The sequence below is a fragment of the Streptomyces sp. NPDC001093 genome, assembly GCF_040298985.1.
In the GTDB taxonomy this organism is placed as follows: domain Bacteria; phylum Actinomycetota; class Actinomycetes; order Streptomycetales; family Streptomycetaceae; genus Streptomyces.
The window spans coordinates 35,341-59,959 of the sequence record NZ_JBEPBF010000009.1 but is presented as its reverse complement, the minus strand read 5'-3'; the positions used below and the strand labels follow the sequence as shown (position 1 = coordinate 59,959).

At 72.1% G+C, this 24,619-nt stretch carries 27 protein-coding genes; 10 read left to right on the top strand and 17 right to left on the bottom strand.

Annotated elements, in window-relative coordinates; genetic code table 11:
• Positions 1-2,340, bottom strand: a complete 2,340-nt coding sequence (locus ABT288_RS07220; protein ID WP_351603668.1) for an FHA domain-containing protein — start codon at positions 2,338-2,340, stop codon at positions 1-3.
• Positions 2,341-2,411: 71 nt separating this feature from the next.
• On the bottom strand, positions 2,412-2,822 hold the full coding sequence (locus ABT288_RS07215) for a hypothetical protein (protein ID WP_351603666.1): 411 nt from the start codon (positions 2,820-2,822) through the stop codon (positions 2,412-2,414).
• Positions 2,823-3,149: 327 nt separating this feature from the next.
• On the opposite strand from ABT288_RS07215, the gene ABT288_RS07210 reads away from it, so the two are divergent.
• Both ABT288_RS07210 and ABT288_RS07205 read left to right on the top strand, forming a co-directional pair.
• Positions 3,150-3,533, top strand: a complete 384-nt coding sequence (locus tag ABT288_RS07210; RefSeq protein WP_351603664.1) for a nuclear transport factor 2 family protein — start codon at positions 3,150-3,152, stop codon at positions 3,531-3,533.
• Positions 3,534-3,642: 109 nt separating this feature from the next.
• Positions 3,643-3,927 (top strand): DUF1905 domain-containing protein, encoded by a 285-nt coding sequence (locus ABT288_RS07205; protein WP_351603662.1) that lies wholly within the window; start codon positions 3,643-3,645, stop codon positions 3,925-3,927.
• Here the strand turns inward: ABT288_RS07205 and ABT288_RS07200 are convergent.
• Both ABT288_RS07200 and mgrA read right to left on the bottom strand, forming a co-directional pair.
• Positions 3,920-4,066 (bottom strand): hypothetical protein, encoded by a 147-nt coding sequence (locus ABT288_RS07200; RefSeq protein ID WP_351603660.1) that lies wholly within the window; start codon positions 4,064-4,066, stop codon positions 3,920-3,922. The genes ABT288_RS07205 and ABT288_RS07200 overlap by 8 nt on opposite strands.
• 142 nt (positions 4,067-4,208) lie before the next feature.
• A complete protein-coding gene (mgrA, locus tag ABT288_RS07195) occupies positions 4,209-5,201 on the bottom strand; it encodes an L-glyceraldehyde 3-phosphate reductase (protein WP_351603658.1) in 993 nt (330 codons plus the stop codon).
• A gap of 111 nt (positions 5,202-5,312) precedes the next feature.
• Here mgrA and ABT288_RS07190 point away from each other — a divergent pair, with 111 nt between their 5' ends.
• The 3 genes from ABT288_RS07190 (at position 5,313) to ABT288_RS07180 (ending at position 8,353) form a co-directional block, all read left to right on the top strand.
• Entirely contained in the window at positions 5,313-6,239 is a 927-nt protein-coding gene (locus ABT288_RS07190) for a LysR family transcriptional regulator (protein ID WP_351603656.1), read from the top strand.
• A gap of 67 nt (positions 6,240-6,306) precedes the next feature.
• The gene (locus tag ABT288_RS07185) at positions 6,307-7,809 is read left to right on the top strand and encodes a carotenoid oxygenase family protein (RefSeq protein WP_351603654.1); all 1,503 of its coding nucleotides are present in this window, start codon (positions 6,307-6,309) and stop codon (positions 7,807-7,809) included.
• 28 nt (positions 7,810-7,837) lie between these two features.
• Complete coding sequence (locus tag ABT288_RS07180; RefSeq protein WP_351603652.1) at positions 7,838-8,353, top strand: mycothiol transferase; 516 nt, start codon at positions 7,838-7,840, stop codon at positions 8,351-8,353.
• Here the strand turns inward: ABT288_RS07180 and ABT288_RS07175 are convergent.
• The 10 genes from ABT288_RS07175 to ABT288_RS07130 form a co-directional block, all read right to left on the bottom strand.
• Positions 8,335-9,405: an adenosine deaminase gene (locus ABT288_RS07175; protein WP_351603650.1), complete on the bottom strand. Its 1,071-nt coding sequence runs from the start codon at positions 9,403-9,405 to the stop codon at positions 8,335-8,337. The two genes, ABT288_RS07180 and ABT288_RS07175, sit on opposite strands and share 19 nt — an antisense overlap.
• A gap of 36 nt (positions 9,406-9,441) precedes the next feature.
• The gene (locus ABT288_RS07170) at positions 9,442-9,837 is read right to left on the bottom strand and encodes a VOC family protein (RefSeq protein WP_351603648.1); all 396 of its coding nucleotides are present in this window, start codon (positions 9,835-9,837) and stop codon (positions 9,442-9,444) included.
• Positions 9,838-9,980: 143 nt separating this feature from the next.
• The gene (locus tag ABT288_RS07165; protein ID WP_351603646.1) at positions 9,981-10,916 is read right to left on the bottom strand and encodes a M48 family metalloprotease; all 936 of its coding nucleotides are present in this window, start codon (positions 10,914-10,916) and stop codon (positions 9,981-9,983) included.
• Positions 10,916-11,293: a BlaI/MecI/CopY family transcriptional regulator gene (locus ABT288_RS07160; protein ID WP_351603644.1), complete on the bottom strand. Its 378-nt coding sequence runs from the start codon at positions 11,291-11,293 to the stop codon at positions 10,916-10,918. Before ABT288_RS07160 ends, ABT288_RS07165 begins: the two co-directional genes overlap by 1 nt.
• 908 nt (positions 11,294-12,201) lie before the next feature.
• Positions 12,202-13,107 (bottom strand): aldo/keto reductase, encoded by a 906-nt coding sequence (locus tag ABT288_RS07155; RefSeq protein ID WP_351603642.1) that lies wholly within the window; start codon positions 13,105-13,107, stop codon positions 12,202-12,204.
• A gap of 40 nt (positions 13,108-13,147) precedes the next feature.
• Positions 13,148-14,470, bottom strand: coding sequence for an aldehyde dehydrogenase family protein (locus ABT288_RS07150; protein WP_351603640.1), 1,323 nt, complete (start codon positions 14,468-14,470; stop codon positions 13,148-13,150).
• 116 nt (positions 14,471-14,586) lie between these two features.
• Positions 14,587-15,819 carry an RNA polymerase sigma factor gene (locus ABT288_RS07145; protein WP_351603638.1) on the bottom strand — a complete coding sequence of 411 codons (1,233 nt, stop codon included), beginning with the start codon at positions 15,817-15,819 and terminating at the stop codon, positions 14,587-14,589.
• Positions 15,820-15,961: 142 nt separating this feature from the next.
• Complete coding sequence (locus tag ABT288_RS07140) at positions 15,962-16,390, bottom strand: ATP-binding protein (protein ID WP_351603636.1); 429 nt, start codon at positions 16,388-16,390, stop codon at positions 15,962-15,964.
• 116 nt (positions 16,391-16,506) lie between these two features.
• Complete coding sequence (locus ABT288_RS07135; protein WP_351603634.1) at positions 16,507-17,298, bottom strand: zf-HC2 domain-containing protein; 792 nt, start codon at positions 17,296-17,298, stop codon at positions 16,507-16,509.
• Positions 17,299-17,323: 25 nt separating this feature from the next.
• On the bottom strand, positions 17,324-17,926 hold the full coding sequence (locus tag ABT288_RS07130) for a sigma-70 family RNA polymerase sigma factor (protein ID WP_351603632.1): 603 nt from the start codon (positions 17,924-17,926) through the stop codon (positions 17,324-17,326).
• Between the two features lie 157 nt (positions 17,927-18,083).
• On the opposite strand from ABT288_RS07130, the gene ABT288_RS07125 reads away from it, so the two are divergent.
• Positions 18,084-18,593, top strand: a complete 510-nt coding sequence (locus ABT288_RS07125; protein WP_351603630.1) for a cupredoxin domain-containing protein — start codon at positions 18,084-18,086, stop codon at positions 18,591-18,593.
• Entirely contained in the window at positions 18,590-19,579 is a 990-nt protein-coding gene (locus ABT288_RS07120) for a metallophosphoesterase family protein (protein WP_351603628.1), read from the top strand. Before ABT288_RS07125 ends, ABT288_RS07120 begins: the two co-directional genes overlap by 4 nt.
• 127 nt (positions 19,580-19,706) lie before the next feature.
• Here the strand turns inward: ABT288_RS07120 and ABT288_RS07115 are convergent, their stop codons facing one another.
• A complete protein-coding gene (locus ABT288_RS07115) occupies positions 19,707-20,057 on the bottom strand; it encodes a YciI family protein (RefSeq protein ID WP_069782743.1) in 351 nt (116 codons plus the stop codon).
• 112 nt (positions 20,058-20,169) lie between these two features.
• Between ABT288_RS07115 and ABT288_RS07110 the strand changes: the two genes are divergently transcribed.
• A complete protein-coding gene (locus ABT288_RS07110) occupies positions 20,170-21,207 on the top strand; it encodes an acyl-CoA dehydrogenase family protein (RefSeq protein WP_351603627.1) in 1,038 nt (345 codons plus the stop codon).
• Between the two features lie 125 nt (positions 21,208-21,332).
• A complete protein-coding gene (locus tag ABT288_RS07105; RefSeq protein WP_351603626.1) occupies positions 21,333-21,767 on the top strand; it encodes an SPW repeat protein in 435 nt (144 codons plus the stop codon).
• A gap of 90 nt (positions 21,768-21,857) precedes the next feature.
• Here the strand turns inward: ABT288_RS07105 and ABT288_RS07100 are convergent, their stop codons facing one another.
• The gene (locus ABT288_RS07100; RefSeq protein WP_351603624.1) at positions 21,858-22,625 is read right to left on the bottom strand and encodes an ArsR/SmtB family transcription factor; all 768 of its coding nucleotides are present in this window, start codon (positions 22,623-22,625) and stop codon (positions 21,858-21,860) included.
• A 157-nt stretch (positions 22,626-22,782) separates the two neighbouring features.
• On the opposite strand from ABT288_RS07100, the gene ABT288_RS07095 reads away from it, so the two are divergent.
• Positions 22,783-23,022 carry a hypothetical protein gene (locus ABT288_RS07095; RefSeq protein WP_351603622.1) on the top strand — a complete coding sequence of 80 codons (240 nt, stop codon included), beginning with the start codon at positions 22,783-22,785 and terminating at the stop codon, positions 23,020-23,022.
• 113 nt (positions 23,023-23,135) lie between these two features.
• Here ABT288_RS07095 and ABT288_RS07090 read toward each other — a convergent pair whose 3' ends face one another.
• Positions 23,136-24,584: an APC family permease gene (locus tag ABT288_RS07090; RefSeq protein WP_351603620.1), complete on the bottom strand. Its 1,449-nt coding sequence runs from the start codon at positions 24,582-24,584 to the stop codon at positions 23,136-23,138.
• Between the last annotated feature and the right edge of the window lie 35 nt (positions 24,585-24,619).

Here is a 24,619-nt window from a genome sequence, read left to right as displayed (position 1 = left end):
CTACTTCCGCATCACGGCGGGCTCGTGCCGGCGCAGCAGCCGGGCGACCACGAGCCCGTAGAGGACGGAGAGCACCACCAGCATGACCAGATCGAGCAGCCAGACGCCCGTCGAGTGGCGGAAGAGGGGGTCGGCGGTCAGCTTGCCCGGGACGATCCGGGACAGCCCGACGGTGCCGGCCATGGCGCCGAGCGCCCAGCGGGAGGGCACGAGCCAGGACAGCTGCTCCAGGCCGGGCACACCGCTGAGCGGGAGCAGCGCCCCGCAGAACACGACCTGGACGATGGCGAGCAGCACCAGCAGCGGCATCGTCACCTCCTCTTTGCGCACCAGCGCGGAGACCAGCAGGCCGAGCATCATCGCGGTGAACGCGAGCAGCGCGGCGGCCAGGGTGATCTCGGCCAGCGGCGGCAGCAGGACGCCCCGGCCGCCGGGGGTGTTCAGGTCGACGCCGAGGAGGGCGACCAGGGTGAGGACGACGGCCTGGACGACGCTGATCGTGCCGAGCACCACGATCTTGGACATCAGATAGGCCGAACGGGACAGGCCGACGGCGCGTTCGCGCTGGTAGACGACGCGTTCCTTGACGAGTTCGCGCACCGCGTTGGCGGCGCCGGTCAGCACGGCACCGACGCACAGGATGAGCAGCGCGTTCATCGCGGTGTCCCGGGCGAGCCGGCCGCCGGCCAGGGCGCGGGCCATGGCGCCCATGACGAACGGCAGGGCGATCATGACGAGCAGGAAGGTGCGGTCGGAGCTGAGGACGGCCGCGTAACGGCGGACCAGCGTGCCGAGCTGGGCGCCCCGGCCGCGTGGGCGGGGCGGCGGCGCCGGGACGACGGGGGCCGGGCCCGGGTGGTGGGGCTGGGTGGTGGACTCGGTGACGTAGTGCCGGTGGAACGGCGACTCGCGGTACTCCCTGGCCCAGTCGCGTTCCGGATCGCGGTCGAAGGCCTCGAAGGCCTCCGGCCACTGTTCGAAGCCGAAGAAGGCGAGGGCGTCGTCGGGCGGCCCGTAGTAGGCCACCTTGCCGCCGGGGGCGAGCACCAGGAGGCGGTCGCAGACACCGAGGCTGAGGACGCTGTGGGTGACCACGATGACGGTACGGCCGTCGTCGGCGAGGCCGCGCAGCATGTTCATCACCGACCGGTCCATGCCGGGGTCGAGGCCGGAGGTCGGCTCGTCCAGGAAGAGCAGCGAGGGCTTGGTCAGCAGCTCCAAGGCCACGCTGACCCGCTTGCGCTGCCCGCCGGAGAGGCTGTGCACGGGCTGGTCGGCGCGCTGTCCGAGGCCGAGTTCCCGGATGACCTCGTCCACCCGGGCCCGTCGCTCGGCCGCGGCGGTGTCCTCGGGGAAGCGCAGCTCGGCGGCGTAGGTCAGGGCGGCGCGCACGGTGAGCTGGGGGTGCAGGATGTCGTCCTGCGGCACCAGTCCGATGCGCTGGCGCAGTTCGGCGTAGTCGCGGTAGAGGTCGCGGCCGTCGTACAGGACGGTGCCGCGGTCGGCGGGCCGCTGCCCGGTCAGGGCGTTCAGCAGCGTGGACTTGCCGGCGCCGCTCGGTCCGACCACCGCGAGCAGGCACTTCTCCCCCACCGGGAAGGACACGTGGTCGAGGAGGACCTTGCGTCCGCCGTCGACGGCGACGGTGAGGTCCTGGACGTCGAGGGAGATCTCGCCGGTGTCGACGTACTCCTGGAGTTCGTCGCCGACCAGGCAGAACGCGACGTGGCCGATGCCGACGATGTCGCCGGGGCCCAGGGGCGCGCGGGTGACGGGCCTGCCGTTGAGGTAGGTGCCGTTGTGGCTGCCGAGGTCGACGATCTCGTACGTGCCGTCGGGGTGGGCGCGCAGTTCGGCGTGGCGGCGGGAGACGACCAGGTCGTCCACCACCAGGTCGTTGTCGGCGGATCGGCCGATGCGGACCGAGCGCACGGGCAGCGGGCGGACACTGCTGGGCCTGCGGAAGGTGCCGGTCAGCAGGGGGAGCGACACCGAGGAGGGCCGGTCGGGGGCGGGCCGCGGGGCGCCGGCGAGGACCGCGCGCGGGCCGTCGGTGGGGTTGCCGAAGCGGATCACGCTGCCGGGGCGCACGCCCCACCGGTCGATGCGGCGGCCGTCGGCGTAGGTGCCGTTGGTGCTGTGCTCGTCCGTCAGGGTCCAGCGATCGTGGTCGCAGCGCAGCACGGCGTGGTGCCACGAGACCCGGGCATCGTCCAGGACGATGTCGCTCAACGGGTCGCGCCCGAGGTGATAGTCGTGCCCCGGACTCATGATCGTGGAGCCCGTGTCGGTCTCCAGCACGAGTTCGGGCGCCGTCGGGGCGATCGGCCGCTCCGCCATGGCCAGAATTCTACCGATTCACCCACATGTGCGCCCGGAGCCGGGGTGCCGCACCGACCGGCGGACACGTGTCAGGCGACGGGTACGACGAGTGCCGGCAGCGTGCGCTGCATGCGGAGCGCGTCGACGGACTCGGCGAGCAGTTCGTACTCGGTGGTGTCGTCGCTGGCGGCGATCCGCACCAGCCGTCCGCCCGCCAGTTCGTCGGCCACCTGCTCCTGCCGGACGTCGTCGGCGCACCAGGCGCGCAGCAGGGCGGGCACGTCGGCCACCGTGTCCGCCACCGGCACCAGCGAGCCCCCCGGGAAGGCGGGGTCCTCCGGGCTCGGGTCCAGACGCTCGGCGATCCAGGAGGCGCGGTCGCGCAGCCACCACAGGGCCAGGGCCAGCGTCGGGGCGCGATAGGTGCCGAGCGGTACCCCGATGCGCCGGCCGTCGCACATGCCGTACGCCGTGACATGGCACAGGAATTCGTCGTGCACGCCTCACTCCCCCGTCGCCTCGCTGGTTGCGCCCGGCCCGGCCTCGCTCTCCGTGCGGCTCCTGTGCGGTGAAGTGCCCCTGATGTTCGAGTATCGCCACTCCCGAAACACTGTCACCATGACTTTCCGGCCAGTCTGTTGGCATATTCACCGCCCGATCTGGCCGGAACACACCGGCGCGTTCGCGGCCCCCGGGCATGACCAGGCAGGTAATCGACCCGCCTCCAGGCGCTCCGGCATGGTGGTCACACCGGATCGGCGAAGCCCCGGATCCGGATCCGACCAGCGGTTGTCCGCAGCCACGACCTCGATGGAGGCTGATTCACCATGTCCGCGAACACCGACCGTTACGAGAGCGCCGCCGTCCGTTACCTCGAGGCCTGGAACGCCACCGAGCCGGAGGAGCTGAAGAAGGCGGTCGCCGCCGCATGGACCGTGGACGGCGGCTACACCGACCCGCTCGCCGACGTCCGCGGCCACGAGGGCATCGCGGCCGTGATCGCGGCGGCCCACGAGCAGTTCCCCGGGTTCGTCTTCCGACCGCTCGGTGTGGTGGACGGACACCACGACACCGCGCGCTTCGGCTGGGAGCTGGTGAACGAGGCCGACGGCTCGGCGCCGGTCGCCGGGTTCGACGTCGTCACGCTGGACGACGAGGGCCGGATCCGCCAGGTGCTGGGTTTTCTCGACCGGGTTCCGGCGGGTGCCTGACACCGCCTGGCCGGCGATGAGTTCCGCCGCGCGCGACGGTCTGTCCTGACACACGGTTCCCGGCAGGGCGCCGCGCGCGGCGGCACACCGAGGCACACGGAGGTACACCATGCAGACGAGCGGTCCGGTGGACGTGGAGTTCACCGCGGTTCTTCACAGGAGTCCGGAGGCCGGCGGCTGGACCTATGTGGTCTGGCCGCGCTCGGCCGAGTTCTTCGGCACCCGTGGCCTGGTCAAGGTCCGCGGCACGGTTGACGGCCACCCGTTCCGGAGTTCGTTCATGGCTCTGGGAGACGGCCGGCACAAGCTCCCCGTGAAGGCCGCCATCCGGAAGGCGATCGGCAAACGGGAGGGCGACACCGTGACCGTACGCCTGGCGGAACGGCTCAGCTGACGACCGACTCCCGGTAGGCGGCGCGCGCCGGCTCCTCCAGTTGCCAGGGGTGGGCCGGGTCGGCGTGCGCCAGGCGCCTCACCGAGGACGCCCTGCGGGCGGCCGGCACCATCGACGAGGAGGGCCGCCCGGTACGCACCCCCTGGCAGCAGAAGACCGTCGCCCAGGGAGCGGCGACCAGCGTGTGGTGCGCCGCCGGCCCGCAGCTCGACGGGGGCTGGGCGGTGTCTACGCCGTCGGCCCGGAGGCGGCGGCCCGCCTCCGGGAGGTCGGCGAGCGGCTCACGGCTTGACGATCGCGTCGATCCGCGCCAGTTCCCCGTCCTCGAAGTCCAGGTTGCGGATGGTGCCGACGCTGTCCTCGAGCTGCTGCGGGCTGCTCGCGCCGACCAGCGCGGAGGTGACCCGGCCGCCACGCAGCACCCAGGCCAGGGCCAGCTGGGCCAGGGTCTGCCCGCGGGACTCGGCGATCTCGTCGAGGGCGCGCAGACGGCCGACGAGGTCCTCGGTGACCGCGTCCGAGTTCAGGAAGGGGCTGTCGCTCGCGGCCCGGGAGTCCTCGGGGATGCCGTCGAGGTAGCGGCCGGTGAGCAGGCCCTGTTCCAGCGGGGAGTAGGCGATGGAGCCGACCTGGAGTTCGTCCAGGGCGTCCAGCAGTCCCTCGTCCTCGGGGCGGCGGTCGAGCATCGAGTAGCGCGGCTGGTGGATGAGCAGCGGGGTGCCGAGGTCGGCGAGGATGCGGGCGGCCTCGCGGGACTGCTCCGCCGAGTAGTTGGAGACGCCGACGTAGAGCGCCTTGCCCTGCTGCACCGCCGCGTGCAGGGCGCCCATCGTCTCCTCCAGCGGAGTGTCCGGGTCGGGGCGGTGGGAGTAGAAGATGTCGACGTGGTCCACGCCCATGCGCGCAAGGCTCTGGTCGAGCGAGGACAGCAGGTACTTGCGCGAGCCCCATTCGCCGTACGGGCCGGGCCACATCAGGTAGCCGGCCTTGGTGGAGATGATCAGTTCGTCCCGGTACGGCCGGAAGTCGGCCTTGAGTGCCTCGCCGAGCGCGGACTCGGCGGCGCCGGGCGGCGGGCCGTAGTTGTTGGCGAGGTCGAAGTGGGTGACGCCCAGGTCGAAGGCGCGGCGCAGGATGGCCCGCTGGGTTTCGACGGGCCGGTCCGGGCCGAAGTTGTGCCACAGGCCGAGGGACAGCGCGGGGAGCTTCAGTCCGCTGCGTCCGGTGCGCCGGTAGGGCATGTCGGCGTAACGGTCGGGATGTGCGGTGTACAACGCGACTCCAGAGGGGTTGGCACACGATCTACCGGTGCCACTCTCGCGCGAGCCGCACGCAGCGGTCCAACAGAAGAATCCGATGGAATTCAGCGGCTAGGCTTCTCAATCATGGAACTGCGCCATCTCCAGCACTTCGTCGCCGTCGCCGAGGACCAGCATTTCACCCGGGCCGCCGAACGCCTGCTGGTGTCCCAGTCGGGGTTGTCGGCGTCCATCCGGGCGCTGGAGCGGGAGCTGCGGGCGCCGCTGTTCGTGCGGACCACCAGGCGGGTGACGCTCACCGAGGCGGGTCGGGCGCTGCTGGTGGAGGCCGAGCGGATCCTGGCGCAGGTCCGCGCGGCGCACGAGGCGGTCGCGGCCGTGCAGGGCGTGCTGCGCGGCACGCTGGCGCTCGGCACCGAGCAGTGCATCGCAGGGGTGCACCCGGCACGGCTGCTGGCCGCGTTCCGGGGTCGGCATCCGGACGTGGAGATCCGGCTGCGGCAGGCCGGTTCGGGCGCGCTGGCCGAGGAGGTGGCGGCAGGCCGGCTCGACCTCGCCTTCGCCTACCGCACCCAGGCGGACAGCGACCAGCTGCGTTCGGTGGCGCTGACGAGCGAGCCGATGACCGCGCTGTGCCACCCCGGCCACCGGCTGACCTCGACGGGCGCGGTGCTGACCCCGGACGATCTGGCCGGTGAGGTCTTCGTGGACTTCCACCCGGACTGGGGCCCGCGCCGCACCACCGACGCCGCGTTCGCCGCGGCCGGAGTCCGGCGCACGGTCGCGCTGGAGGTCAACGACGTGCACAGCCTGCTGGACCTGGTGGACGAGAACCTCGGGATCGCGGTCGTACCCCGGCACTTCCGGCACAAGCGGCCCTCGCTCACGGCACTGCCGCTCAAGGGGACGGGCGAGACGGAGTACGAGACCGTGGCGCTGCTGCCGCCGGACCGTGCCACCAGTCCCGCCGCCCGGGCGCTCGTCACGCTCCTGGAGACCGGCGGCGCGACAGGGGGCCTGGCACCACCCCAGGAGGGGTCCCAGCCCTCCTGATTCCGGCCGCCCGCCGCACGAGACTCGGGACCGTCGGCCAGGACGACGACGGTCAGGAGGACATGGCATGGCGGAACACACACGGCGGACCGTGCTGCGCGGCACGGCCGGACTCACGGCGGCGGGCGCCCTCACCGGCCTGGGCACAGGCCGGGCGGCGGCCCGCCCCGCAGGCAGGGTGATGGAACGTCACTTTCCTTTTCTGGAAGGGGCGTTCGCTCCCCTCACGGAGGAACTGACGGCCTTCGACCTGCCGGTGACGGGACGCGTCCCGCACGAGCTGAACGGCCGCTTCCTGCGCAACGGCCCCAACGTCCTCGGCCTGGAGGATCCCCGGACCCATCACTGGATGCTCGGCGAGGGCATGGTGCACGGCGTCCGGCTGCGCGACGGAAGGGCCGAGTGGTACCGCAACCGCTGGGTGCGCTCCGCGCAGGTCGCGCAGAAGCTGGGCGAGGCGTATCCGGGTCCGGTGCCGGAGGAGGACTTCGCGTGCAACACGCATGTGATCCCGTACCGGGGACGGGTCCTCGCGCTCCAGGAGAGCGGTCCGCTGCCGTACGAACTCGACGGCGAGCTGGGCACTGTGGGGACCCACGACTTCAGGGGCACCCTGCAGGGCTCGTTCGCCGCGCACACCAAGTTCGACGTGCACGCCGGTGAGCTGCACGCCGTCGCCTACCACGCGACCTGGGACCACGTCCGGCACCTGGTCGTGGACCGCGCCGGGCGGGTCGCCCGCACGCACCGGATCCCGGTGGCGGACGCGCCGATGATGCACGACTTCGCGCTGACCGAGCGGCACGTCGTCCTCTTCGACATCCCGGTGACCTTCGACGCGGCGGCGGCCGGACGGGGCGCCCCGGTGCCGTACGTCTGGAACCGGCACCACCCGACCCGGGTGGGCGTCATGCGACGGACCGGCGGGCCGGTGCGCTGGTTCGGGATCGACCCCGTCTTCTCCTCGCACACGCTCAACGCCTACGACGAGGGCGGCTCCGTGGTGGTCGACCTGACGACCTACCCGGCACCGTTCCACGTCGACGGGCGCGGCTCGGACGGTCCGTACGACACGGGCACCACGAAGCTGGAGCGCTGGACGATCGACCTGCACCACGGCCGCGTACGGCAGCGGGTGCTGGACGACCGGCCGCAGGAATTCCCGCGTGTGAACGAGTCGCTGGTGTCGCGCCGGCACCGCTACGGCTACACGGCCGCGGCGGCCGAGCTGACGGCCGCCTATCTGACACCGGACGGCGGCACCCCGCCCGACGACGCCTTCTCCAACGCGCTCGTCAAGCACGACCTGCTGCGCGGCGCCACCCAGGTGCACCGGCTGCCGAAGGGCGCGGCGGCGGGCGAGGCGGTGTTCGTACCGCGCGACCTGGCCGGCCACCGGGCGGCCGAGGACGACGGATACGCGATCGCGTACGTCCACAACCCGGACCGCGGTGCCGCCGACCTGGTGATCCTGGCCGCTCAGGACTTCACCGGCGAGCCGGTGGCACGGGTGCACCTGCCCGGGCGGGTGCCGCTCGGTTTCCACGGGAGCTGGATTCCGGACGCGTGAGCGCCCGCTGTTTGGGATGGTGGACGGTATGCATGCGAAGGACATCCTCATCGACGGCTACGGCCGCATCCAGGAAGAAGTCCATGCCGCCCTCGAGGGCCTCGGACCGGACGCGCTGCACCACCGCCCGGCCCCCGACGCCAACTCCATCGCCTGGCTCGTGTGGCATCTGACCCGGGTGCAGGACGACCACATCGCAGACGCCTTCGACCTCGACCAGGTGTGGCTGTCCCAGGGCTGGGAGAAGCGTTTCGGCCTCGACCTGCCCCGCCACGACACCGGGTACGGGCACAGCCCGGCCAAGGTCGCGAAGGTGCGGGTCGCGTCCGCCGACCTGCTCACCGGGTACTACGACGCCGTGCACGAGCAGAGCCTCGGCGTGCTGCGCCCGCTGGCGGCCAAGGATCTGGAACGGATCGTGGACGAGCGCTGGGATCCCCCGGTCAGCCTGGGCGTCCGCCTGGTGAGCGTCCTGTCCGACGACCTTCAGCACATCGGACAGGCCGCCTACCTCAGGGGGCTGGTTCAGAGCGCCGCCGCGTAACCCGGCAGGACGACGTCCTCGATGAGGGCCTTGCGCTCGTCGAACGGGATGAAGGCGCTCTTGAGGGCGTTCACCGTGACCGTGCGCAGGTCCTCGGCCGTCCAGCCGGCCTCCTCGACCAGCAGGGACATCTCCCGGGTCATCGTCGTCCCCGACACCAGTCGGTTGTCGGTGTTGAGGGTGACCCGGAAGCCGAGGTCCTTCAGGGCCGTGATCGGGTGCTCGGCGATCGAGGTGGCGCAGCCGGTCTGCAGGTTGGAGGTGGGGCACATCTCCAGGGCGATCCGGCGGTCGCGCACCCAGGAGGCGAGCCGGCCGAGCTTGCCGTCCACGATGTCCTCCGTGAGGCGTACGCCATGGCCGATGCGCTGGGCGCCGCACACCTGCAGGGCCTGGTGGATGCTGGGCAGGCCGTGCGCCTCGCCGGCGTGGATGGTGAAGGGCACGCTCTCGCGGCGCAGGTGCTCGAAGGCCGCGAGGTGGTCGGCGGGCGGGAAGCCGTCCTCGGCGCCGGCGATGTCGAAGCCGACGACACCGGCGTCGCGGTAGGCCACGGCCAGGTCGGCGGCCTCACGGACACGGTCGAACATCCGCATGCCGCACAGCAGGGTGCCGACGCGTACGGGGGTGCCGGCTGCGGCCGCCTTGGCCATACCGGCGGCGAGGCCCTCCTGCACGGTCTCCACGACCTCGCTGAGCGTGAGGCCGCCCTTCGTGTTCAGCTCGGGGGCGTAGCGCACCTCGGCGTAGACGACACCGTCGGCGGCGAGGTCCAGCACGTACTCCTCGGCGGTGCGCAGCAGGCCCTCACGGGTCTGCATGACGGCGAGGGTGTGCTCGAAGGTGGCTATGTAGCGGACCAGGTCGCCGGAGTTGGCGGCCTCGAAGTACCAGGCGGCCAGCTCGTCGGGGTCGGTGGTGGGCAGGGTGTGACCGATCTCCGCCGCGAGTTCCACGACGGTGGCGGGGCGCAGGCCGCCGTCGAGGTGGTCGTGCAGCACGGCCTTGGGGAGCCGGCGGAGGGTCTCGGTGTCGATGCGGGACGCGGTCATGGCGTTTCGTTTCCTCGGCAGGTGGTGCGGTGGTGATCAGCGGGTGGCGGGCTGGAGCAGGTCCCAGCGGTTGCCGTACAGGTCCTGGAAGACGGCGACGGTGCCGTAGGGCTCGTGCCGCGGTTCCTCCAGGAAGGTCACGCCGGCCGCGGTCATCCGGGCGTGGTCGCGGGCGAAGTCGTCGGTGTGCAGGAAGAACCCGACGCGTCCGCCGGTCTGGTCGCCGACCCGGGCCCGCTGGGCCTCGTCCTTGGCGCGGGCCAGCAGCAGTCCGGTGCCGGTGTCCGGGCCGCCCGGTTCCACGACGACCCAGCGGGTGCCGTCGGGGCGGGGGGCGTCCTCGGCCAGCCGGAAGCCGAGGGCCTCGGTGTAGAAGCGGACGGCCTCGTCGTAGTCGTCGACGACGAGGGTGACCAGGGCGACGCGTCGCATCGGGACCTTCCGGTGTGGGTGGTTAGCGCGTGAGGTTATACGTAAAACCTCGCAGGCGCCAGTCATGGTTCTACGCGCGTTGCCGTGCGGCTTTCAAGGGGTGGAGGTGATGCGGGGTTGCGTCGGGGGCCCGGACCTGCGCGTCAGGGCCTCGCGTCGCCCTGGGCGACCTCCACCCGGTGGTGGAAATCGGCCATGCCGACGACCGAGGCGGCGCAGGAGACGGCCGTGCAGGCGATGAGGAGGGCGGCGATCGCTCGGCCGGCCCGGGGCACGAGGGGGGCGGCCAGCAGGGCCTGGACGCGCTGCGGCACGGGGCCGGTGGTCGCGGCGGCCGCGAAGTCGGGGCGCTCGGAGTGGGCTGAGCGGGTGGCCTGTCCGGCGAGGGCCGCGCGGGCGATGGCCCGGGCGGTCAGACGGCGGTCGCCGACGCTGGCGGCGGCGGCCTCGTCGGCGGCGCGCTCGGCGGCGAGGCGTATGGTCTCGCGGACCGGGCGGAGCGCCGGATGACAGTGCGCGGCGAGTTCGCCGGCGGCGAGGAAGTAGTGGTGGCGACCGTCGTTGTGCGCCCGCTCGTGCGCGAACAGCGCCTCCCGCTCGGCACCGTCCAGGCTGCGCAGCATCGCGGTGGTGACGACGATGCGGTGCGGGCGGCCGGGCAGGGCGTAGGCGTCCGGGCGGGGCGAGTCCACCACGCACAGGTCGCCGGCCGAGGGCCCACGCCCGGCCTCCGTGCGGGCCGCGCGGAAGGCGCGGGTCTGGTGCAGCACCGAGCGCACGAGGGTCCAGCCGCAGACGGCGAGGGCGCCGACGGAGGTCGCGGCGGCCGGCAGCACGACGAGGTCCGAGGCGGTGCGCAGCGGGTGGATCAGCTCGCCGAGCGCGGCGAAGAGCGGGAGTTTGAGCAGCCCGATGAGCACGAACGAGCCGAGCGCGGCCAGCGAGCAGCCGGCGAGGACCACCGCACAGCCGGTGACGGCCCACAGCGCGGCGGCCGGGGCCAGCCGATCCAGGGCCCGGCGGGCCAGGGCCGGCAGGGCGAACGGCAGCAGCAGGGGCAGCAGGAGGAGTGCGGTCATCATTCGTCGGCTTCGAGCAGGTCCCGCAGGATCCGTTCGTCGTCGGGGCTGAGCTGGGCGACGAAGCGGGCGAGGACGGTCTCGCGGTCGCTGTCCCGGTCGAGTTCGCTGTGCATCCGGCGGGCGGTGAGGCCGTGCGCGTCCTGGACGTCCCGGACCGGGAGGTAGGCGTAGCCGCGGCCCTGGCGGTGCCGCTCGACGACGCCCTTGTCGTACAGGCGGGTGAGGATCGTGGTCACCGTCGTACGCGCCAGGTCCGCGCCGAGGCTCAGCTGGACCTGGCCGGGCGTCTGCGGGGCGCCGGCGGCCCACAGTGCGGCCATGACGCTCGCCTCGAGCTCACCGGCCGGCCGGCGCTCGTCCTTCGCCTCGGTCATGGAACGTCCCTCACCCGTCTTCGTGTGCAGCTGTGCGGCCCGGGCGACCGTCTACACGATGGTAGTCAATCGAGCCTTCGTACGGCTGTGCCCCCGCACCCATTATGGGAGGACTGGTCGTCAGGGACTGTCGTCAGGGGGACAGGTGGCGGGGGCGGGGACGGCTGGGGGCCACCGTGCCGGGACCGGGGGACCCGGGGCTGCGGTTGAAGGACCGCCCCCGAAAATGGGGGACTCCGGGACTGCGGCTGGGGCCACCGTCCCGGGGACCGGGGATCTGGAGCTACGGCTGCGGGGCCCCGTCCCGCAGGCCCGGGTTGCGGGGCCCCGTCCCGCAGGCCGGGAACCCGGGACTACGGCTGGGCCGCCCTCCCGGGGACCGGCGCCCTGGAGCCACGACTGCGGGGCCCCGTCCCGCAGACCGGGAACCCGGGACTACGGCTGGGCCGCCCTCCCGGGGACCGGCGCCCTGGAGCCACGACTGCGGGGCACCGCCACGGAGAGCGCCGCTCCCGGGCTACAGCTGGGGCCACCGCCCCGAGACCGGCGACCCCCTGACTACGGCTGGGGCTGCCATCTCCGGGGCGCGGAGACCCGGATACGCGACCACGGGCCACCCTCGCCGAACCCGGAGACTCCGGGAAAGAACCAGGCCCACCGCCCCCCGGGACCACAGACCCGAAACACCGGCCCGACCCGCCGCCCCGAGACCACAGACCCGGAGCGCCGGCTCGACCCGCCGCCCGCCCCGAGACCAGAGACCCGGAACGACAGTTGGGGGCCGCCCTCGCCAAGCCCGGAGACCCCGGCGACGACCGGGGCCCACCGACCCCGGCACCAGAAAGCCCGGGACAAAGGCCGGGCCCCGCCGTCCAGGAGCAGGCCCCTGGGGCGCCGGCCGGGGCGGATCAGCTCGTGCCGGTGTGGATGGCGTTCAGGCGGGTCAGTTCGTCCGCCGTGAGGCGCAGGGCGCCTGCGGCGACGTTCTCGGCGACGTGGTCCGGGTTGCCGGTGCCGGGGATGGCGAGGACGTGCGGGCCCTGGTGCAGGGTCCAGGCGATGCGGATCTGCGCGGGGCTCACGCCGTGGGCGCGGGCGATGTCGCGCACGGTGTCGTCGTGGGTGTCGGCCGCCGCCCGAGGTCCGGCCTCGCCCGCGACGGCGAAGAAGGGGACGAACGCGATGCCGTGTTCGGCGCAGAGGCGCAGCATCTCGTCGTCGACGGGATCGGGCCGGTCCAGGGCGTACCGGTTCTGCACGCACACCACGGGGGCGATCTCCAGCGCCTCGGCGAGGTGGCGCGGTCCGACGCCGGAGACGCCCAGGTGGCGTATCAGGCCGGCCTCGCGCAGTTCGGCGAGCGCTCCGAAGTGCTCGGCGATCGAATCCTGTTCCTGGCGGCGGAAGTTGACGACGTCGAGGTGGTCGCGGCCGAGCTGGCGCAGGTTCTCCTCCACGTGGCCGCGCAGCTGGTCGGGCCGTGCCGCGTGGCCCCACTCGCCGTAGTAGTCGCGGAACGGACCGACCTTGGTCGTGATGACCAGGTCGTCGGCGTACGGGGCGAGGGCGGTGTTGATGAGTTCGTTGGCGGAGCGCGTGGCGGAGAAGTAGAAGGCGGCGGTGTCGATGTGGTTCACGCCGAGCTCCACGGCCCGCCGCAGCACGGCTGTGGAACGGGCGCGGTCGCTGGGCGTGCCGAGGTGGAACGCGGCGCTGCCCGTCAGCCGCATGGCCCCGAAGCCGATGCGGTGGACGGGCAGGTCGCCGAGTTCGAAGGTGCCGGAGGCGTCCGCGGTGATCGTTTCAGCGGTCATTCGGCGGAATGTCGCACATCCGGCGTACCACGCAAGGGAATTACCGCAGCGGCTTGGCCAGCACCGCCTTGCGGTGGCTGAACGTCTCGATGGAGTAGCGGCCGTGGTAGCTGCCCATGCCGCTCTCCCCCACCCCGCCGAACGGCAGGTCGGAGACGGTGAGATGGGCCAGCGGCAGGCCGTGCCCCAGGCCGCCGGAGGAGGTCTCGGCGGCGATGCGTGCCCGGGTCCGCTCGGACTCGGTGAAGACGTACAGCGCGAGCGGCTTGTCGCGGTCGTTGATGAAGGCGATCGCCTCGTCGAGGCCGGACACGGTGACGATCGGCAGGATCGGGCCGAAGATCTCCTCCCGCATCACGGGCGCCTTCGGGTCGACGTCCGCCAGGACGGTCGGCGCGATGTACTTGGCGTCACGGTCGGTCCTGCCGCCGACCGCGATCCGGCCGGAGCCGAGCAGGCCCGAAAGCCGGTCGAAGTGCCGCTCGTTGATGATCCGGCCGTACTCGGGCGAGGTCGCCGGATCCGTGCCGAACAGCGCCTCGACCGCGCGCACCAGCGCGGGCTCGAGGGCGGCGGCGGTCTCCGGGTCGGTCAGGACGTAGTCGGGGGCGACACAGGTCTGGCCGGCGTTGAGGAACTTGCCGCGGGCGAGCCGGTCCGCGACCACGTCCAGGTCGGCGTCGCGGTCCACGAACACCGGTGACTTGCCGCCCAGTTCGAGGGTGACCGGGGTGAGGTGCTCGGCGGCGGCGCGCATCACGATCCGGCCGACGGTGCCGTTGCCGGTGTAGAAGATGTGGTCGAAGCGCTCGGCCAGCAGGGCCGTGGTCTCCGGGATGCCGCCCTCGACCACGGCGACCGCGTCGGTGTCCAGGTAGGCCGGGATCAGCTCGGCGAGGGCGGCCGAGGTGGCCGGAGCGAGCTCGCTCGGCTTGGCGACGACCGCGTTGCCGGAGGCCAGCGCACCGGCCAGCGGGGCGAGCAGCAGCTGCGCCGGGTAGTTCCAGGGGGCGATGACGAGGACGACGCCGAGCGGGTCGTACTGCGTCCAGGCCGTCGCGTCGGCGCCGAGGTGGGCCGGGACCGGCGCGGGCTCCGGGCGCAGCCACTCCTCGAGGTGGTCGAGGGTGTGGTCGATCTCGCGGACGGTGAAGTCGATCTCGGTGCGATACGCCTCGGCGCTGCTCTTGCCGAGGTCGGCGTGGAGGGCGGCGGCGAGGTCGGCGCCGCGCTCGGTGAGCATCGCGCGCAGTCGGCGCAGCTGGCCGGTACGCCACTCGACGGGCTTGGTGCGGCCGGTGGCGAAGGTGGCGCGCAGCCGTGCGACGAGCTCGGCGGGCTGTTCGGTGGCGGGATGGTTCACGGGTGCCTCGCTGGTGGTGCACGGGCGGCTTCGGCCCGGGCCTGGATCGGACGGTGGATGTATTTACCAACCTTTCAGTTCCTCAAGTTCATTCCGGCCGGTCACAGTGACGCGGGTCACGTCGCAGGAGGGTGGATCTCCCGACCGCGCCGCTCCAGGTAGGCCCGCTCGGCCTCGCTCCCGGCCAGCTCGGCGGCCAGGCCGTACTCCGCGGCCGCGTCGGCGGTGCGGCCCAGGCGGCGCAGCAGGTCGGCGCGGACGGCGTGCAGCACGTGATACCGGCCGAGGTCCAGGGAGCCGACGAGGTCGAGCGCCCTGGCCGGCCCCTCGGTCTCGGCCACGGCGACGGCACGGTTCAGGGCGACGACCGGGGACGGCGCCACGGCCATGAGCTGGTCGTACAGGCGCAGGATCTGGTCCCAGTCGGTGGCCTCGGCGGTGGGCGCGTCGCTGTGCACGGCGTTGATCGCCGCCTGGATCTGGTACGGGCCGGGCCGGCCGCGGCTCAGGCAGTGCCGGACCAGGTCCTGGCCCTCGGCGATCAGCTCGCGGTTCCACCGTGTGCGGTCCTGCTCGGGCAGCGGGACGAGGACGCCGTCCGCGTCCTGCCGGGCGGGCCGCCGCGACTCGGTGAGCAGCATCAGCGCGAGCAGGCCGGTGACCTCGGGCTCGTCCGGCATCAGCGCGGCGAGCAGCCGGCCGAGGCGGAGCGCCTGCGCACACAGGGCGGGGTCGCCGGTGTAGCCCTCGTTGAAGATCAGGTAGACGACGGCGAGGACACCGCCGAGCCGTTCGGGCAGGTCGGTGTCGCGGGGCACGCGGTACGGGATGCCCGCGTCGCGGATCTTGGCCTTGGCCCGCACCAGCCGCTGGGCGAGCGTCGGCTCCGGCACCAGGAAGGCGCGGGCGATCTGGGCGGTGCTCAGTCCGCCGAGCAGGCGCAGGGTCAGGGCGACCCGGGCCTGGAGGGCGAGAGCGGGGTGGCAGCAGGTGAAGATCAGGCGGAGCCGGTCGTCGCGCACGGGACCTTCCTCGGGCGGGGCCTCGGGCGCGTGCAGGTCGGGCGCGAACAGGTGGGGCGCGTACAGCCGGACGGCCTCGGCGTGCCGGGCGTCCCGCGAGGACTCGCGGCGCAGCCGGTCGATGGCCCGGTTGCGGGCGGTGGTGATGATCCAGCCGGCCGGGCTCGGCGGCACGCCGGACTCCGGCCAGGTGCGTACGGCGGTGGTGAAGGCGTCCTGCACCGCTTCCTCGGCGAGGTCGATGTCGCCGAGGAAGCGGACGAGGACGGAGACCGCTCGCCCGTACTCGGCGCGGAAGACGGCCTCGACATCGACGGTGTCCGCCATGGGCGCCCGTGCCCTTCTGTCCGATCACGCCGCTCTGTCCGGTCACGCCGCGACCCGGACGACGCCGGCCGTGGGGCGGAGTGCGGCCCGGTGGCCGGCCGCGGTCCTGCCGTGGCCGCTCGCCGGAAGCGTACGGGGTCGATCACGCCGAGCACCGCAGACAGGCGCGGACCTCTCGCCCGCCGCGCGTCTGGTGGATCTCGGTCGACTGTGCCAGGGAGTCGACGATCCCGGTGCCGCGGCCGTGCTCGTCCGGGGCTGCGTCGTGGTGGACGCGCTCGACCGCCGTTCCGGAGTCGGTGACCACGATGTGCAGGGTGCCGCTGTCGAGGACGAGCAGCAGCGTCATGCGTTCGCGGCCGTACTGGGCGGCGTTGGCGGCGAGTTCGTCGACGATGAGGACGGCGGAGTCCCGCTCGCTCTCGGGCACGCGCCAGCACTCCAGCAGTTCCGCCGCGAGGTGACGGGCGGCGGGGACATGCGCCTCCTGCGCGGGCAGGGTGAGCATCGCCTCGTGGTGGCAGGACCGTGCGGGGAGGGTGTCGGCACGGGCCGAATCGGTCACAAACATGGTCTTCCGGCTCTTCTGCGTAGGAACCCGTATGAGCACTCATTCAGTTCTACGGATGACGAGCACATATGGTTCGAGCTATTCACCCGTTTCGCGCATCTTCTTCGACGTTCACCTCATGCCCGGATCGTGACCAGCTTCTGGCCCGCGCCCGAGACGATCTCGAAGTGCTCGATGGCCCCCGGTGACATCGGGACCGCGCCGGGGATCGTGGTGCCGGCGGGATACGTGCCCGCCCGCCAGGTGGCGGCGTCCGCCCTGGCCCCACCGGGCCCGACCGCCTGCAACCGGCAGGTGATGCCCGCGGGCGCCCCGTGGGCGGAGACCTGCAGCACGCTGCCCCACGCCGAGGGCGAGACCCGGACCGAAGCAGTGACGCCGGTGGTGGGGTCGCTTCCGGAGAAGGTGCGCACCGGAGCCGGCGTGACCGGTGCGGGCCGTGTCGCCTGACCGGCCACGGATCCGCTGATCGCCAGCCATGTGCCGCCGACCGCCGCCCCGGCGACCAACGTCAACGTGGCGAGCGCACCGGCCAGTTGCCGCCGCCAGGTTCTGCGGCGCCTGGCAGCGGCCTGCTGCAGCATCCGGTCGAGCAGTCCCGCCTCGGGAGCCCGAGGCGCCGTGGACGTGCCGGGCGGCGCCTGGGGTGTGCCCCCGGCGCTCTCCGCCGCCCGCCGCACCAGCCGATCGGCCGGATCCTCGTCACCGACCGGTACGGGCCGACCCTCGGCTTCCGCCGCGCTGACCGTCGCGAGCAGCGCCGGAAGTCCGGCCAGCTCGGCGTGTTCGGCCCTGCACCCGTCGCATTCCGCGAGGTGCGCACGCACCTGTTCCGTCTCCGCCGGGGACAGCACGCCCAGCACATACCCTCCCAGCGCCAGCCGGAGGGCGTCGTGGTCCGCGTTCATGGCCGGCACCTCCTCCATGCCGTGGTCATCGCTCGATGCCTCGTTCCCGCAGAGCCAGCCGGAGGGCGTGCAGGGCGTAGTACGTCCGCGACTTCACGGTGCCCGGCGGGATGCCCAGCACCTCGGCGGCCTCCGCCACGGTCCGGCCTCGGTAGTACGTCTCCAGCAGTACGGCTCGGTGATCCGGGGACAGGGTGTGGATGGCGTCGGCGACGGCCCAGCTCCGCAGCGCCTGCTCGATCCGGTCTTCGCCCGGCGTCCGCTCCGCGGCCCGCTCCAGGGCGTCGCCCCCCACCTCCGTCGGCCTCGCCTGCCGGGCCCGGTGCGTGTCGATGACCAGGCGCCGGGCTACCGTGCACAGCCAGGGGCGCGCCGGGCCGCGTTCCGGTTCGAACGCGGCGGGGTGCTGCCAGGCCCGCAGCAACGTCTCCTGCACGACATCCTCGGCCCACTGCCGGTCTCCTGACGTCAGTCGCAGGACGTAGTGGAACAGCGGGCCCGCGTGCTCGGCGTACAGAGCCCGGAGCAGTTCCTCGTCCGTGGTCGGAATGGTCCCGCTACCCGAGACACGGCGCCCGGAGCGACTCGGATCGGCCGCATCGCCACGTTTTCGGGTCTTCCATGGCATAAGCCGATCCTCACGCATACGCATCGGTTTGTCGTGTCATACCCGGTGAACACTGCGAGATCCGACAAAAGATGCATATCTCCCCGAACCGCGCGACACCGCCGCCCGTGGAACCAAGCATGAGCCGTCGCACACGGCATCACCTGATCACTGGGGAATGAACATCATGTACGTCAACCTCCGCCCCATGGGCCGCCGATCGCGCCGTGCGGCCGGGCCGGCCCTCGCCACCGCCGCCGTACTGGGGCTTCTGAGCGCGTGCGGCCAGTCGACCCGCTCCTCGGACACGGGCTCCCTCACGCCCGGCCCGGGTCAGCATCGGCTCGCCGGGGTGCCCGGCACCTCGGCGACACCCGGCATGACCATGCCCATGAGCTCTCCGGGCAGGAACACGGCCGCCGCACCGGTGTCCGCGAACGCCGTGGCGATCAAGAACTTCGCGTTCTCTCCGGCCACGCTGAAGGTCAAGGCGGGCACGACGGTGACCTGGACCAACGAGGACACCGATGCCCACACCGTCACCAGCGCCGGCTCGGGCGGTCCGCTGCACTCGCCCGCCCTCGCGACGCACGGCACCTACTCCTACACGTTCACCAAGCCCGGCAGCTACGCCTACGTCTGCACCATCCATCCGTTCATGACCGGCACCGTGGAGGTGACCTCATGACCGCGTACGACCACCACCAGAGCCCGGCACCGGACGGCGGCGCCGGGGAACCCCCTTCCGAACACGGCATGACCCGGCGCCAACTCATGCGGCACGCCGGATGGTTCGGCGGAGCCGTGGTGCTCACCGTGGCCGGCGGAGAGGTGATCAGCCATGTCGCCGGTTCGCGGGACACCACGGCACGGGCCGCCACGGCACCGGGCGCCGCGCTGCGGTTCGTGCAGGTCTCCGACAGCCACATCGGCTTCCAGGGCCCGGCCAACACGGACGTGGTCGGCTCGTTCACCGCGGCGATCGACCAGGTCAACGGGCTCGGGTTCCGGCCCGACTTCGTCATGCACAGCGGTGACCTGACACACCTGTCCACGGCGGGACAGTTCGACCAGGTCAGGCAGATGATGGCCGAACTGCGGACGGATCGTGTCTTCACCGTGCCGGGCGAGCACGACTCCATCGGCGACGCGGGCCGCGCCTACCGGCAGACCTTCGGCAAGGGCACGCTCGGCGACGGCTGGTACAGCTTCGACACCCACGGTGTGCACGTCCTCGCCCTGGTCAACACCCTGAGCCTGGAGAAGCTGGGTCACCTCGGCACCGAGCAGATCGATTTCGTCCGCAAGGATCTCGCGGGCCTGCCGCCGGACACCCCGGTCGTGGTCTTCAGCCACATCCCGCTCTTCGCCATGTACCCGCGGTGGGGCTGGAGCACGGACGACGCGCTGAAGGTGATCGCGCTCCTGCGCCGCTTCTCCTCGGTCACCTGCCTCAACGGACACGTCCACCAGCTGTTCACCAAGACGGAGGGCAACATCACCTTCCACTCCGCCACCACCACCGCCTACCCGCTGCCCAAGCCGGGACGGGCAGCCACCCCCACTCCCCAGGTCGTGCCCGCCCGCCGGCTGAAGGACGCGCTCGGCATCCGCACCGTGGACCTCCGGAGGGGAGACCAGCAGCTGGCGATCAAGGACGAGCGGCTGGCCTGAGAGCGGCAGGCCGCTGCTCCGCATGATCCGGCAGGTGGCCGCGGCGGTGCGGCAGCGCCGTCGCCGGCCGCCCCGGCGCACCTCGCGACCGCCTCGTCCGGGCCGCGAGGTGATCCGGGGGACGAGGCTAGTGCTGGTCCACGAAGGGCCGTACCTCGATGGGCAGGGTGGTCGCGAGGGCGGCCTTGCGGCCCCACTCCAGGGCCTCGTCCAGGTCGGCGGCCCTGATCAGGCAGAGCCCGCCCAGGTACTCCTTGCCCTCGGCGTAGGGCCCGTCGGTGACGAGCACCTCGCCGTCCTTGGGGCGCAGCACGGTGGCGGTCTCCGGGCCGTGCAGGCCGCCCGCGAACACCCAGGCCCCGGCGGCGCGCAGCTCGTCGTTGAAGGCCTCGACGTCGCGCATGATCGCGGCGAGCGCGTCGGGGGCGGGCGGGGTCACGCCGGTCGGCTGGACCACGCTGAGCAGGTAGTGCTTCATGATGTCCTCCTCGGTGACTTCAGGGTCTCTCGGATGCGAGACACCTCCTACACGAACGGCCGCCCCTCGGATCGACACGGCGCCGGAACAAATCTTCGGAAGAATCACCCGTATGACAGCCGCCACCGCACATCCGCTCCTGGACCGCGCCCACCGGCTCGCCACGGACCTGCTGATCCCCGAGGCCGAGCGGGTCGACCAGGAGGGCGTGCCGACGAGTCACATCGAGGCGGTGAAACGGTCGGGGCTGCTCGGGGCGGGCGCTCCGGTCGCGTACGGCGGCTCGGGCGCGCCGCCGGACGTGGTCCGCCGGATCGCGGAGATCCTGGCCGGGGCGTGCTGTTCCACGTGGTTCGTGCAGACCCAGCACCACACGCCCGTGCAGGTCCTGACCCAGAGCGAACTCCCGGTACGCGAGCGGTTGTTGGGCCCGCTGTCGAGGGGCGAGCTGATGTCCGGGGTGGCGTACGCGCACCTGCGGTCGTATCCGCGCGTGCCGGTACGCGTCCGCCGGGAGGGAGACGGCTGGCGGTTCGACGGGACCGTGCCCTGGTACACCGGGTGGGGCCTGAACGACGTGATGCTGCTCGCCGGGGTGACCGACGCGGGCGAGGCGCTGCTCGCGTTCGCCGAGGCGCGCGCCCAGCGGGGGCTGCGGGCCTCGGAACCGATGCGCCTCGCGGCGCTCACCGCCGCGCGCACGGTGTCGCTGGAGCTGACCGGACTGTGGCTGCCGGAGGAGTCGGTCGCCCTGCGGATGCCGTACGAGCGGCTGGCACCCCTGGACCGGGCCAGGACGCTGAACGCGAGCCCCGCGGTCTTCGGCCTCACGGAGGCCGCCCTGTCCCTGCTGGACGCGGAGACAGCAGCCCCGCTCACGGCCCGGCTCGCCGACGTCCGCCGTCGCGCCTACGCCCTGGCCGACCATCCGGCGCCGCTGGAGCGGGTCGCGGAGCGGCTGGCGGTGCGCGCGGAGGCGTACGAGGTGCTGCGGACGGCCACCACGGCGGCGGTGGTGGCCGGGGGCGGCCGGTCGATGGCCCTGACGAGCCGCGCCCAGCGCCTCGCGCGGGAGGCGCTGTTCCTGCTGGTGCAGGGGCAGACGGCCGAGACCCGGGCGGCGCAACTGCGGGCGTTGGGCGGTGGGTGAGACAGCTGGTCACGGTAACGACACGGACCTACACATAAAGAAAAAATAAGAGCAGACTGGGAACTCGGTGGTAAACACACACCGCACCAGACACGGTCTGGCCTGCAAGTCAAAGGAGACGAGTTATGGCCAACGTGCACAGGGGTGACATATCGACCCACCCCGATGTCTCCGAAATGCGGGCACGCTACGCCCGCATGCTCGGCGGTCGTGATGTGGCGCTCGTGGACGGGCCGGTCTTCCTGCTCGGGCTCTACTGCGCGGCATCCCCGTGGATCGTGCACTACACGACGAGCCAGCCCGCGCTCATGACGCACAATCTGATCATCGGCATAGCGATAGGGCTGCTGGCACTGGGATTCACCCGGGCCCCCGAGCGGATGTACGGCCTCAGCTGGGCCATGTGCGCCATGGGCATCTGGATGATCATCGCACCCTGGATCGTGGGCAGCGGCCCGGACAGGGGCGTGATCATCAACAACGTCGTCATCGGCGCACTGGCGCTGGTGCTCGGACTGGTATGCGCCGGTACGGCGGCGCGGAGCACCCCCAGGCCGTGACAGGAGACGCACGGAAAGGATCAACAGGAAGTACCGGAGCACTGCGGGGAGACCGGTCCGCCCGGGCGGGCCGGTCTCCCTCGCCTCCGCTCAGCGGCCCGGCACCAGCCAGGGCTCCTGCGGCAGGGTCCGGCCGGTCTCCAGCAGCGACTTGAGGTTGGACAGCACGGCCGGCCAGCCGGAGGCGACGTCCGAGCGCTCGCCCTCGTCATTGAGGTCCTCGTGGACGACGGTCAGCCGGACGATGTCCTCGTACGGGCGGATTTCGAAGGTGACGCGGGAGTGCCGGTCCTCCCGGCTCTCGTCGTCCGGCGCGGCCCAGGTGGTCACCAGCCGGGTCGGCGGGTCGCTCTCCACCACCTTGCCGACCACGTCCGCGATGCCGGAGCCGTCGGTACGCACGTGCGCCCAGCGGGAGCCGGGCCGCCAGTCGGACTCGTTGCGGTGACCCCAGTAGGCGGCCGTCAGGTCGGCGTCGGTCAGCGCCTCCCAGACCTTCTCGGGTGTGCTCGCGATATAGGTGACGTACACGAAATGCGGCTTGTCGGTCATGGCTTCCTCGGCTCGTCGCTTCAGGGCGCCGAGCGCGCTCAGGCGCGGGCGCTCGAACTTGTCGATCCACCGCTCCTGGATCTCGTGGAGCGGTACGGGGTTGAGGTAGTGCAGCTTCTCCCGCCCCCGCCGCACCGTGCTGATCAGGTTGGCGGCCTCCAGGACCGCCAGATGCTGGGTGACCGACTGGCGCGTCATGGCGATGCGCTCGCACAGCTCACCCAGGGTCTGGCCGTTGTTCTCGTGGAGCCGGTCCAGCAGGCGCCTGCGCGTGTCGTCGGCCAGCGCCTTGAAGACCCTGTCCATCCCGGTGTCGTCCTCTGATCGCACACTCAACGTTATGCAGGTAATGACTTGCATGTCAAGGATCGAAAGACTCAGAACGCCCCGACTGCCTCTGCATTGCCTGGTCCGTGGCGTCGAAGACACCGACGAGCGAACCCGGCCGAAGGACAGTCCACCTATGCGTGCTCTTCGCACCCTGCGCACCGGCCTCGTCACCCCCGACGCCACCGCCGTCCTCGCCACCAAGGGCCGCGCCGCCTGCGGAGAGAACAACGGCCTGCACGTCACCCCGCACCCGAACGGCAAGGTGACGCCCTGGCCGACGGCACCGAACTCGACACCCTCGCCGCCACGGGCCGCGCCGCCTGCGGAGAGAACAACGGCCTCCATGTCGCCCTGCGTGCGGACGGCCGGCTGACGTGCTGGGTGGACGACATCCCGGACACCACCACGGCCGAGCCCACCGTCGACGTACAGGTCAACTGACAGGCCCGGCTGGGAAATCGAGGTGTGCCGGTGACAGACCGGCCGTCACACGGGTGCCACGTCCGGGTCCGCGCCCGCCAGGTACTCCTCGCTGATCTCCTTCTGCCCGAACGGCCACACCTTCTCCAGCCGTGCCCAGACGACGTAGGCCACACAGCCGAGCGCCAGCCAGGCGAGGGACCATTCGATGGGGTGGCGGCCCGGGGAGTTCTTGTCGGCGTAGGCGTAGATCACGCACCAGCCGGCGAACGCGACGAGGCTCGGCAGCGGGTACAGCCACATGCGGTACGGGCGGCGCAGGTGCGGCTGCCGTTGCCGCAGCACGGTGAGGGCCAGGATCTGGGCGAGCGCCTGGACGATCACCATCACGGTGGTCAGGAGCTGGATGAGGGTGGCGAGGTCGGTGTGGCGGCCGATCAGGAAGCCGACGGCGGTGATCACGCCCATGGTCGCGAGGCCCAGCATCGGGAAGCGGTGCCGGGGGTGCAGCTTCTCGTACGGCCTGAAGAAGACGCGGTCGCGGGCGGCGTCGTAGGGCACCCGGGAACCGCCGAGCAGCCCGGTGAAGACCGAGGCGAACGCGGTGACCAGGATCAGCACGGTCACCGTGTCGGCGGCGCCCTTGCCCCAGGTCTTCTCCAGGACCGCCGAGGCGACCGAGGTGGAGGCGATGTCGTGCGGGTCGGCCATCCGCTTCCAGTCGACGACCCCGAGGGTGCCGATCTGGAGGAGCAGGTAGATGGCCATGATGCCGAGGATGGAGAAGAGGATCGAGCGCGGGAGGATACGGCCCGGGTCCTTGATCTCGGCACCCATGTACGCGGTGGTGTTGTAGCCGAGGTAGTCGTAGATGCCGATGGTCAGGCCGGCGGCGAACCCGAGCCAGAAGTGGCTGCTCGTCAGGTCGAAGGCGCCCGACGGGTAGGTGAAGGCCAGGTGCGGGCTGAAGTCGGAGGCCGCGGCGACGATCACCAGCAGCACCGAGGCGATCATCACCGCCCACATCACGGCGGTGATCCGGGCGATGTGCTCGATGCCGCGCCAGAGCAGGATCACGACCAGCGCGATGATGCCGAGGCCGATCAGGTCGCCGGCGGTCTGGCCGAGATCCGGGGCGAGATAGCCCAGGTACTGGACGAAGCCGACCACGCCCGTGGACATGATCAGCGGGATGAAGAGCATCGCCGTCCACACGAACAGGAACGGCATCAGCCGGCCGGTGCGGTACTGGAAGGCCTGGCGCAGATAGACGTAACTGCCGCCGGAGCCGGGCATCGACGCGCCCAGCTCGGCCCAGACCAGCCCGTCGCACAGCGCGAGGACGGCGCCCGCGACGAAGCCGATGACCGCCTGCGGGCCGCCGAAGGCGGTGACCATCAGCGGGATCGTGACGAACGGCCCGATGCCGCACATCTGGCTCATGTTGATGGCCGTGGCCTGGAACAGGCCGACACGGCGGACGAAACCACCCGTGGGCGGCGGACTACCGGACATGGGGACTCCTGACGCCACGGGCGCGCTCGACGGCA